Source organism: Spectribacter acetivorans, assembly GCF_031846305.1.
In the GTDB taxonomy this organism is placed as follows: Bacteria; Pseudomonadota; Gammaproteobacteria; order Nevskiales; family Salinisphaeraceae; genus Spectribacter; species Spectribacter acetivorans.
Map to the genome: position 1 here is coordinate 89333 of NZ_JAVRHY010000011.1, position 9894 is coordinate 99226.

Sequence of the window (9894 nt, forward strand, 5' to 3'; positions counted from 1 at the left end):
GTCAGCCGGCGTTGTGCGCCTTCATCTGCGTCGACCAGGCGGCATAGTCGGTGAGCGGCAGCCACTCCATGTCCACCACCGTGTGGCCGGCCGAGTCACGCCAGACCGGAAGCTGGTGGATCAGTTCGTCAAGATGTTCGGCCGAGTCGACCGCAATCACGCCGAGCACCTCGTACTGACCGGCCACCTTGTAGACCCACTTGATCACGCCGGCGTCGCGGGCGCCCATCACCGCCTCGGTTTCCGAAATCCAGACTTCGAAGAACTCGGCCAGTGACATCGACTCCGGCTTGGTGAGCTGTACGCGAAAGAAAACGTCCATCATCTCTCCTCAGGTTTTTGTAGACGCCCCGATCAACCCTGACCCTACCACCGCGCGGGCCCGGGCTACCGACCGAACAGCCCGTCGATCACGTCCCGGGCCTTGTCCGATGCCCGATCCAGCAGCCCTTCGCCAGTGTCGCCGGTATCCGCTTCGCCGAGCACCACGCCGCAGGGGTCGCTCGTGGCGAAGGTCCGGTCGAACGCCCCTTCCGCGATCAGGGACAGCCCGGCCGTGCTGATGGCCGCCCCGACGCGGCCGGCCGCCTTGAGCTTGGCCACAACGTCACCGGACGTCGGCTGCGGATTTGTGAGGCTGCCGCCGATGGAGAAGCCGCCCGCCAATGTGCCGAGATTGACGCCGATACCGCTGCGCGCGGTGGGCTTGACCCGTATCGCGATGGCCTCGGTGGCGAGGTCGATCACTGCGTTGCCCAGCACATTGACCTTGTCGGTCTGCATGGCGATGGCCTTCTCCCCGCGTGCCACACCATCCCGGATCGGCAGTTTCAGCGCGGCGCAGATAAGGTCGGACCTGGCCTCCTCGTCGGCCAGCGGGTTGATCTGCTGCAACAGGGAAAACACCACATCCGCGCCGATGATGTTGGCGGCGTTGTTGCCGAGCGTGCCGCGTCCCACCGACAGCTGCAGCTCGCCGTTGAAATTACCGGCCACCGCTGCCGGGCTGCCCCCGGCGCCCTGGCCCTGCAGACGGAAATCGCTGGGCGCGTCCTCGATCAGATCAGCGTCCTGCAGCGCGGGCAGTTCGCCCGGCCGAAAATCATCCAGCTGCACCTCGACCGCCAGCATCGGCGGCGACGCGCCGGCATCCAGACCCAGACCCGCCTCCAGCTTGCCGCCCGCAAGCGTGGCCCGGATCGGATCCAGGCGAAGCTGGCCGGCTTCCAGTGCCAGGGTGGCATCGAGTTCCTCCAGTACCAGGCCGTTGCTGATCACGCGACCGGCGGTGAGCTTGATATCGGCGTCCAGCGCCTGCAGCGGTGCCAGTGGTATCGGCGTATCCGGGATCAGGCGGTCATCGCCGGACTTGGCCGCCTCGCCCTGAAACGGCCGCAGATCGAGTTCGTCCGAGCTCAGCTCGCCGGTCAGGCGCGGCCGTCCCTCATCCCGCACCAATCGACCCGACCCGGTCAGATTCGAGTCGCCCAGTTGCCAGTCGAACTCGTGGACGCGGTAATCAGCGTCAGCCTCCCCGAACTGCTGCCAGGGATCGAGACTGGCTTCCATCCGGAGATCACGCTCGCGATAACGGCCTTCCAGCGCCAACGTCATTGGCCGCACCAGCCCCGGCGCCCGAAGCGTCAGCCGTGAAACGCTGGCCTGCTCCGCCTCGGCGCGCTCGTCCGGCTGGTAGGTGATACGCGCGTCCCGCAGGGTCGCCGACCGGGGAAACCGCAGGGCCCAGCCCGCGCCGCTGTCGGTATCACTCGCCTCGTCGGCCGATCCCTCCAGCTGCCAGTTGGCACCATGGTCGGAGTGACGTGCGAGACGAATCGCCGCCCCGGCCACGTCGACATGGCGGATATCGATCGTGCGGCTCAGCAGAGGCAGCAGCGGGATACGGATGTCGACGCGCTCCGCTTCAACCAGCGGGCCGTCGTCAGCCCAGTCGGCATTGGCCAGCGACACCGAGGTCGCGGACAACGCGGGTGGCCAGCCGCGATTCAGGCGTAACTCGCCCTCGATACGGAACGCGCGCCCGGTGGCGTCGGACACCACGGCTTCCAGCGCTGCCCGGTGCTGCCCCACATCGTAGAAAAGCCAGATACCGGCCAGGGCCAGGCACAACAATCCCGGCAAGCCGATTCCCGCCACCAACAGCCATTTGCGCACGCGCGTCTCCCCGTCCAGCACCGCGAATCATTGTGGCACGGCTGCCCGCGGGCCCGGCGGCCGCGTAGAATGATGGTCGGAAATCCGCTAACGACACCGCGCCCGACCGGCGGTCGCCATCATCCCCATGTCCGTCAACACGATCGAACACAACCGCCGTCAGAATCATCTAGCGGGCCGCGACGAAGTGTGGCTGTTCGGTTACGGCTCGCTGATCTACAAGGCGGATTTCGCCTTCCTGGAACACCGGCCGGCCACCATCGAGGGCTGGGCGCGACGCTTCTGGCAGGGCTCGCATGATCACCGCGGCACGCCGGATGCACCCGGCCGCGTGGTGACGCTGATCGAATCATCCGGCGAAACCTGTGGCGGTATGGCCTATCGCGTAACGCCCGGGGTGTTCGAGCATCTGGATCACCGGGAGAAGAACGGCTATCTAAGGCTGGTCACGCCACTGACCTTCGCCGATGGCAGCACTGCCGAAGGACTGGTCTACATCGCGGGGCCGGATAACGATGCCTGGCTGGGGCCGGCACCGGAAACCGAGATCGCGGCGCACATTGCCCGCTCGCGGGGCCCGAGCGGCGCCAACCGCGACTACCTGTTGTGCCTGGCGGATGCCCTGGCGGAACTGGGCTATCGCGACGCCCACGTTGAAGCGGTCGCGCATGCCCTGCGGACGCGGGACAGCGCCGTCACCTAGCCGGCGGCGACGTGACTGGTGGTGACCTCGGCGATCACGCGGTCGCCGTCGCCGGTGACGCGGGTGCGGATCACCTGCACCTGCCGGCCCCGCTTGACGAAGGTGGACACCGCCCGGAAACGGCCCTCGCTCTGATTACCCAGCAGATTGGCATTCAGGCTGATGGCCAGCGGGAAGCCCTTGCCACCCGAGGTGGCCGGATCACCGCCGAAGGCCAGCACGGTGGCACAGACATCGGCGAACCACAGCGTCGCCCCGGCGTGGACCGTGCCGTAGGGATTGAGAATGCCCGGCTGCACCGGCATTTCACCGCGAACCTGCTCGTCGTCCTGTTCGACGATATCGAACCGGATGTTGCCTTCAACCTGCATCAGTAGTCTTCCTTGAACGGCCGCAGGTCCAGTTCCTGGGTCCAGGCCGACGGATGCTGCCGGTGCAGTTGCCAGTAGGTGTCCGCGATGGCGTCGACATTGAGCAGCCCGTCATCGCCCTTGGCCTCGGCTATGCCCGGCACGAATTTTCGCACCCGTTCGCCATCCACGCCGCCATCAATCAGCACATGCGCCACATGAATGCCCTGCGGGCCGTATTCGCGTGCCATGCTCTGACTGACCATGCGCAGGCCGGCCTTGGCGGCGGCGAAGTGGGCGAATCCCGGCTTGCCGCGCAGGCTGCCCGAGGCGCCGGTGAAGATCATCGTGCCCCGGCCCAGCGGCACCAGCCGGCGGGCGGCTTCGCGGCCGATCAGGAAGCCACCGAAACAGCCAACCCGCCAGTAGTGTTCGAACTGGTCGGCGGTGAGTGCGCGGAAATCGATGATGGCGTTGTCGCCGGTGTTCGACACCACCAGATCCGCCGGCGCATGGTCGGCGGTGTCGGCCATGGCGCGATCGAACAGGGCAATGATATCGGCCTCCACCGTGACATCGGTGGTCACCGCCTCGGCGTGGCCGCCGTCGTCCCGGATCGTCGCCACCACCTGTTCGATCTTGGCCGGCGTGCGTCCGGCCACGAACACGTAGTGGCCCTCGGCGGCGAAACGCCGACACGCGGCGGCGCCGATGCCCTGTTCGGCGCCCACGCCAACCACCACTGCGGCCGGCCGGCTCATGGCGTCACCCCGTTCATCTGGTCGATTCGGTTCATGGTCTGATCCTCTTGTTGTGCAGCGCCAGACTGGCTGACCTGTATCCGGTTTCGAATCTGTGCCAAGCTACTTCAAATATTGAAGTGACACAAGCATGGCCATCACCGACATCTGCAAGCAGCACTGCTCCGTGGCGCAGGCAGTCCACGCCGTCGGTGACACCTGGTCGCTCATGGTGCTGCGGGAACTGTTCCTGGGCAGCCGGCGCTTCGACGACCTGCAGCGTTTCACCGGGGCTTCACCGCATCTGCTCAGCAAGCGGCTGCGGGCGCTCGGCGCGGAGGGCATTGTCGAACGCCGGCCGTATCAGCAGCATCCCGTGCGGCATGAATACCGGCTTACCGACAAGGGGCTGGATCTGTGGCCGGTCATCGCGGCCCTGCGCAGCTGGGGTGATCGCTGGGCCGCACAGGCGGCGGAACCGCCGGTCACCGTCCGTCATCGCGGCTGCGGCGCGCAGGTGGAACCGGTTCCGGTCTGCCCGGACTGCGGGGAACCTATCGGTGCACGGGACCTCGCCCTGGAGCTGTCGCCACAGGCCCGGGCACAACGGCAGGCCATGCGCTAGGCGCCGACGAACGCCGGTCAGACCGCAATCGGCGCCTTGATGGCCGGGTGGCTTTCATAGCCAACCACGCGGATATCATCGAACGTGAATGCGAACAGGTCGGTGACGTCCGGGTTCAGCTCCAGCCGCGGCAGCGGCAACGGCTCGCGGCTGAGCTGCTCGTCCGCCTGCTCGAGATGATTCGAATACAGATGCGCATCGCCGAGGGTATGCACGAAATCGCCCACCGCGAGGCCGGACACCTGCGCCACCATGTGGGTCAGCAAGGCATACGAGGCGATATTGAACGGCACCCCCAGAAAGATATCCGCACTGCGCTGATAGAGCTGACAGGACAACCGGCCGTCAGCCACGTAGAACTGGAACAGCGTGTGGCAGGGCGGCAGCGCCATGTGGTCCACCTCGGCCGGGTTCCAGGCCGAAACGATGTGGCGGCGGGAATCGGGATTCTCGCGGATGGAGCGCAGCACGTTGGCCAGCTGATCGATGGCGCCGCCGTCCGGGGCCGGCCAGGACCGCCACTGGTAGCCGTAGACCGGGCCCAGGTCGCCGTTCTCGTCGGCCCATTCGTCCCAGATCGAGACGTTATTGGCCTTGAGATAGCCGATGTTGGTATCGCCGGCAATGAACCACAGCAACTCGTGAATGATCGCGCGCAGATGCAGCTTCTTGGTGGTCACCATCGGGAAGCCGTCGTTCAGATCAAAGCGCATCTGCCAGCCGAATACCGAGCGGGTGCCGGTGCCGGTGCGGTCGCTCTTGACGGCGCCGTGTTCGCGCACGTGGCGCATCAGCTCGAGGTACTGGCGCATCAGTCACGCACTCCCTGCTGGTTCACCCCGCGATGCGCCAGCGCCAGCAACAGCAGGCCGCCGGCAATCATCGGCAGGCACAGCAGCTGGCCCATGGTCATCCAGCCGAAGGCGATGAAGCCGAGATGGGCGTCCGGCTGGCGGAAGAACTCGGCGGTGAAGCGCAGCGCGCCATAGCCGATGAGGAAGAACCCGGATACCATCATCCGGCGGCGCGGCCGGCGCGCCACGAACCACAGCAGCGCCAGCAGAACGATGCCTTCCAGCGCCGCCTGGTAGAGCTGCGAAGGATGGCGTGCGAGGGCGTCCACCTGCGGGTAGATCATGGCCCAGGGCACGTCCGTAGGCCGCCCCACCAGCTCCGCATTGATGAAGTTGGCAATACGGCCGAAGAACAGGCCGATCGGAATCACCGGGGCCACGAAGTCGGTCACGTCGAAGAACTTGCGCTCGGTCTTGCGGGCAAACCAGGCAGCCGCCGCGAACACCCCGAGCATGCCACCGTGGAAGGACATGCCGCCCTCCCAGATGAAAAAGATCTGCTTCGGGTCACTCAGCAGTAGCTGCGGCTGGTAGAACAGCATGTAGCCGACGCGCCCGCCGATCACCACGCCCAGCACCACATAGAAGAGGAAGTCGCCCACCTCCTCGCGGTCCCAGTGGACATGGGCCAACCGGGTGCGCCATACGGCCGCACCCCAGCCGATAAGGAACGACAGCAGGTACATCAGGCCGTACCAGTGCACGGCCAGCGGCCCGAGGCTGATGGCGATCGGATCGAATTGAGGGTGCACGAACATGGCCGCGGAGTTTAGCAGGCGGATTTGACCGCCGGGCGACTGCCCGCGGTCACTCGCTCATTCACCGATGCGCGCCACCCCGATGGTGTTGGCGTCGGTGCCGAACCAGATGGCGTCGCGCTCGGCGTCATACACCATGTGGCGCACCGCTCCGCCGCCGCCCGGAATCGGCTCGTTGGCCACGTAATCCGAGACTGCCGGGTCGAACGCCACCAGACGATTCGGATTGACCCCGGTTTCCACGAACCACAGCCGGCCCTCGCCGTCCATGGTCATGCCGTAGGGCAGCGCCTTGCGGCCACTGGGCGCGGCCCATTCCGTAAACTCGCCGGAGGGCGGGTCGAGCCGGCCCAGATAGCCGCCCAGGTAGTCCACGTACCAGATGGCGCCGTCGTCGGCGATCGCCAGCCGGCGCGGCCGGGCATCGTCGCGCTGGATCTCGTACTCGCGCACCTTCAGGGCGCCGGGCTCCAGCCGCGCCAGCTTGCGGGTGCCGAACTGCGTGAACCACAGCATGCCGCTGGGTGCGATGCGCAGCCCGTACGGCCGCGCCCGCTCGGTGGGCAGCTTGATCACGTCGAATTCGCTGCGGTCCGGATTCAGCCGCCCGATGGCGTTGTAGCCCTGCATGGTGAACCACAGGTCGTCATCGGGCCCGAACTGTTGAGTGTGCGGATCCCCATTGCCGCCGGGCAGCCGGAACGTCTCCTGATCACCGCTTGCCGGATCGACCCGGATGATGCGGGCGTTGCGGTTGCCCGCCACGTAGAGCTTGCCGTCGGGCCCGGTAATGACGTTGTGCGGCCCGGTGCCACGGGCCAGATCAAAGCGCTGGAACTCGCCCGATTCGGGATCCAGCCGGGCGATGTAATCCCCGGTCTGTCCGACGAACCAGATGCGGCCATCCGTCGCCACCGTCGGGTCGCGCGGCCGGGTATCCTCCCAGGGCACGGTCCATTCCTTGATCGACACGGCGATTTTCGCCTGGGCCTCGGCCAGTGCCAGCGGCGCGTTGGCCACCAGACCCAGCGCGATCAGCAATCGAATCACGGGCATGCCGCACTCCATGAAAATGCATCCTGTCGCCATCATGGACCACGGCCCGGCGCGGGGGTTCGGTTTCCGGCGGCGATGATGCCACCCTGTCCTTTCCGTTCCGGCATTCACGGGCGCCACCATGACCAATCGACTCACCGACCAGACCAGCCCCTACCTGCGCCAGCACGCCGACAACCCGGTGGACTGGTGGCCCTGGTGCGACGAGGCCCTGGCAACAGCCCGCGCCGAGGACAAGCCGGTGCTGCTGTCGGTGGGCTATTCCGCCTGCCACTGGTGCCACGTGATGGCTCATGAGTCGTTCGAGGATGACAGCATCGCCGCGCTGATGAACGCGCACTTCGTAAACATCAAGGTCGATCGCGAGGAACGGCCCGATCTGGACAAGATCTACCAGATGGCCCACCAGATACTCACCCAGCGGCCCGGCGGCTGGCCGCTGACCGTGGTGATCGACCCGCATACCCAGACCCCGTTCATGGCCGGCACCTATTTCCCGGCCACCGCCAGCCTGGGCATGCCCGGGTTCGCCGACGTGCTTCGCCAGGTATCCGACTGGTACGCCGGCAATCAGCACCAGCTGACCGATCAGAAACAGCGACTGGCGCAGATCTTCGCCCGGCTGGAACCGGCCCCCGGCGACTTGCCGGATCAGCGGATACTCGAGCGCGCCGGCAAGGAGCTGGCCGCCGCCTTCGACAAGCAATACGGCGGCTTCGGCGGCGCTCCCAAGTTCCCCCATCCGGGCAGCCTGGCGCTGGCCACGCGCCTGGGCCGGCGCGGCGACGAGCGCGCCGCACGCATGGCCGGCTTCAGCCTGGAACGCATGGCCGACGGTGGCCTGTTCGACCACCTCGGGGGCGGCTTCTTCCGTTACAGCGTGGACGACCGGTGGGAAATCCCGCATTTCGAGAAGATGCTCTACGACAACGGCCCGCTGCTGGCCGCCTGCGCCCAACAGGGCCTGACTACTACCGCCCACGCCACCGCCGACTGGGTCCTGCGCGAGATGACCGCGCCCGAGGGCGGCTTCTACAGCAGCCTGGACGCCGACAGCGACGGCCGGGAAGGCGCCTTCTACGTCTGGTCGCAGGCCGAGGTCGAATCGGCGCTGGGCGACGCGTGGGCCCTGTTCGCCGCCGCCTACGGCCTGGACCGCGCCCCCAACTTCGAGGGCCACTGGCATCTGCAGCGTCGGCACGACGACCAGGACCTTGCCGACCGATTCGGCCTGACGCCGGACGCGATCGACGACCATCTCGCCGCCGGCCGCCAGACGCTGTTCGAGCAGCGCGCCGCCCGCACCCGGCCCGACCGCGACGACAAGATCCTGACCAGCTGGAACGCCCTGATGATCGGCGGCCTGTTCACCGCCGCCGATGCGCTGGACCGCGCCGACTGCGCGACCGCCGCCGATGACGCCCTCGCCATGATCCGTCAGCATCTCTGGTGCGACGGCCGGCTGCTGGCCGTCCACGCCGGTGGTCGCAGCCACACCAGCGGCTTTCTCGACGACTACGCGTTCCTGCTGGACGCACTGCTCACCGCCCTGCGTACCCGGTGGCACAGCCCGGATCTCGCCTGGGCGACGGACATCGCCGACGCACTGCTGGCCCATTTCGCGGACGACGCCAACGGCGGGTTCTACTTCACCCCCGACGATCACGAGCCGCTGCTGCACCGCCCGCGCCCGTTCCAGGATGAATCCACCCCGGCCGGCAACGCCGTGGCCGCCCGCGCGCTGCTGCATCTGGGCTGGCTGATCGGCGAACCGCGGTATCTGACCGCTGCGGAACGGACCCTGGCTGCCGGCGCCACGCTGATGAACGACTACCCCATGGCGCACTCGAGCCTGCTGCTGGCACTGGACGAGTATCTGGACCCGCCGCCGGTGGTGATCCTGCGCGGTGCTGATACGGCAACCGCGCGAACCTGGCGCGACGCCGCAACCGCGCGAACCTGGCGCGACGCCGCGGCAGCCGCCAACCCCCTGACCGTCGTCTACTCGATTGCGGCCGATGCCGATCTGCCGGCCGGCCTTGCGGACAAGCGCGCGGAACCGGACGGTCCGGTGGCCTACGTCTGCCGGGGGACGACCTGTGCGCCGCCGACTCGTTCGATTACGGAACTCGACGCGCAGCTCGGCTGATCCGCAACGCCCTCACCGCGTGCCAGCTCGGTGCTGAAGCCCATTGCGGGCAAAGGGCCGCTACCTGCTAGCTTAAGAATTTCGCCCTGAAGGGCGAGTCTCTTTATCTTTGCGTCGTCAAAGAAAAGAGACGAAAACAAAGGCGACTCGGGCGGCAAGCGCTAACGGGAGGGAAGAAGCGACCACACTAGGATATGGCACCTCTTTCTCGCCGTCGGTACGAGCCGAGCACTGCAGGGCGGCGAGGTTCCCGGCCCGAAGGGGCGCGCCCAGGACGGGCGCGCGGTTTTCGTCGGTACATGGAAGTACCGTCGAAAGACCCCCTCGTCGACCGAAGCGCACAGGGCATCCTGCCTCGAACCCCGTTCGAGGCAGGACTCGCCCGCCGGGGTACGGTTCAACAACAAGGGTGACAGGATAATTCAGATACATCGGTTACAGGCTGACGCTCCAATAGGGTGTGGTCAGGCCGTTGCCCTGGGGT

10 protein-coding genes are annotated in these 9894 nt (G+C 67.0%); 3 read left to right on the forward strand and 7 right to left on the reverse strand.

Annotated features, from left to right (window positions below; genetic code table 11):
* Position 1: 1 nt before the first annotated feature.
* Both RM531_RS12040 and RM531_RS12045 read right to left on the reverse strand, forming a co-directional pair.
* Positions 2-322 (reverse strand): muconolactone Delta-isomerase family protein, encoded by a 321-nt coding sequence (locus RM531_RS12040; protein ID WP_311659567.1) that lies wholly within the window; start codon positions 320-322, stop codon positions 2-4.
* A 65-nt stretch (positions 323-387) separates the two neighbouring features.
* Positions 388-2175 carry an AsmA family protein gene (locus tag RM531_RS12045; RefSeq protein WP_311659569.1) on the reverse strand — a complete coding sequence of 596 codons (1788 nt, stop codon included), beginning with the start codon at positions 2173-2175 and terminating at the stop codon, positions 388-390.
* A 127-nt stretch (positions 2176-2302) separates the two neighbouring features.
* On the opposite strand from RM531_RS12045, the gene RM531_RS12050 reads away from it, so the two are divergent.
* A complete protein-coding gene (locus RM531_RS12050; protein ID WP_311659570.1) occupies positions 2303-2878 on the forward strand; it encodes a gamma-glutamylcyclotransferase in 576 nt (191 codons plus the stop codon).
* Here RM531_RS12050 and RM531_RS12055 read toward each other — a convergent pair.
* Together RM531_RS12055 and RM531_RS12060 are read right to left on the reverse strand one after the other, a co-directional pair.
* Positions 2875-3249 carry a PaaI family thioesterase gene (locus RM531_RS12055; protein WP_311659572.1) on the reverse strand — a complete coding sequence of 125 codons (375 nt, stop codon included), beginning with the start codon at positions 3247-3249 and terminating at the stop codon, positions 2875-2877. The two genes, RM531_RS12050 and RM531_RS12055, sit on opposite strands and share 4 nt — an antisense overlap.
* Positions 3249-3989, reverse strand: a complete 741-nt coding sequence (locus RM531_RS12060; protein ID WP_311659573.1) for an SDR family NAD(P)-dependent oxidoreductase — start codon at positions 3987-3989, stop codon at positions 3249-3251. The genes RM531_RS12055 and RM531_RS12060 overlap by 1 nt, the downstream gene beginning before the upstream one ends.
* A 130-nt stretch (positions 3990-4119) precedes the next feature.
* On the opposite strand from RM531_RS12060, the gene RM531_RS12065 reads away from it, so the two are divergent.
* A complete protein-coding gene (locus RM531_RS12065; RefSeq protein WP_311659574.1) occupies positions 4120-4593 on the forward strand; it encodes a winged helix-turn-helix transcriptional regulator in 474 nt (157 codons plus the stop codon).
* A gap of 17 nt (positions 4594-4610) precedes the next feature.
* Here RM531_RS12065 and RM531_RS12070 read toward each other — a convergent pair whose 3' ends face one another.
* From RM531_RS12070 to RM531_RS12080, 3 genes are read right to left on the reverse strand one after another with little or no spacing between them, the layout of a single operon-like run.
* Positions 4611-5405: a thymidylate synthase gene (locus RM531_RS12070; protein WP_311659576.1), complete on the reverse strand. Its 795-nt coding sequence runs from the start codon at positions 5403-5405 to the stop codon at positions 4611-4613.
* The gene (lgt, locus tag RM531_RS12075; protein WP_311659577.1) at positions 5405-6205 is read right to left on the reverse strand and encodes a prolipoprotein diacylglyceryl transferase; all 801 of its coding nucleotides are present in this window, start codon (positions 6203-6205) and stop codon (positions 5405-5407) included. The genes RM531_RS12070 and lgt overlap by 1 nt, the downstream gene beginning before the upstream one ends.
* Positions 6206-6262: 57 nt before the next feature.
* The gene (locus RM531_RS12080) at positions 6263-7261 is read right to left on the reverse strand and encodes a Vgb family protein (protein ID WP_311659578.1); all 999 of its coding nucleotides are present in this window, start codon (positions 7259-7261) and stop codon (positions 6263-6265) included.
* Positions 7262-7382: 121 nt separating this feature from the next.
* Between RM531_RS12080 and RM531_RS12085 the strand changes: the two genes are divergently transcribed.
* Positions 7383-9410, forward strand: a complete 2028-nt coding sequence (locus RM531_RS12085; RefSeq protein WP_311659579.1) for a thioredoxin domain-containing protein — start codon at positions 7383-7385, stop codon at positions 9408-9410.
* The last annotated feature ends 484 nt before the right edge of the window (positions 9411-9894 follow it).

Coding starts and splice junctions, on each gene's coding strand:
- RM531_RS12040 (WP_311659567.1), bottom strand. CDS start 322: ATGGACGTTTTCTTTCGCGTACAGCTCACCAAGCCGGAGTCGATGTCA.
- RM531_RS12050 (WP_311659570.1), top strand. CDS start 2,303: ATGTCCGTCAACACGATCGAACACAACCGCCGTCAGAATCATCTAGCG.
- RM531_RS12055 (WP_311659572.1), bottom strand. CDS start 3,249: ATGCAGGTTGAAGGCAACATCCGGTTCGATATCGTCGAACAGGACGAC.
- RM531_RS12060 (WP_311659573.1), bottom strand. CDS start 3,989: ATGAGCCGGCCGGCCGCAGTGGTGGTTGGCGTGGGCGCCGAACAGGGC.
- RM531_RS12065 (WP_311659574.1), top strand. CDS start 4,120: ATGGCCATCACCGACATCTGCAAGCAGCACTGCTCCGTGGCGCAGGCA.
- RM531_RS12070 (WP_311659576.1), bottom strand. CDS start 5,405: ATGCGCCAGTACCTCGAGCTGATGCGCCACGTGCGCGAACACGGCGCC.
- lgt (WP_311659577.1), bottom strand. CDS start 6,205: ATGTTCGTGCACCCTCAATTCGATCCGATCGCCATCAGCCTCGGGCCG.
- RM531_RS12080 (WP_311659578.1), bottom strand. CDS start 7,261: ATGCCCGTGATTCGATTGCTGATCGCGCTGGGTCTGGTGGCCAACGCG.
- RM531_RS12085 (WP_311659579.1), top strand. CDS start 7,383: ATGACCAATCGACTCACCGACCAGACCAGCCCCTACCTGCGCCAGCAC.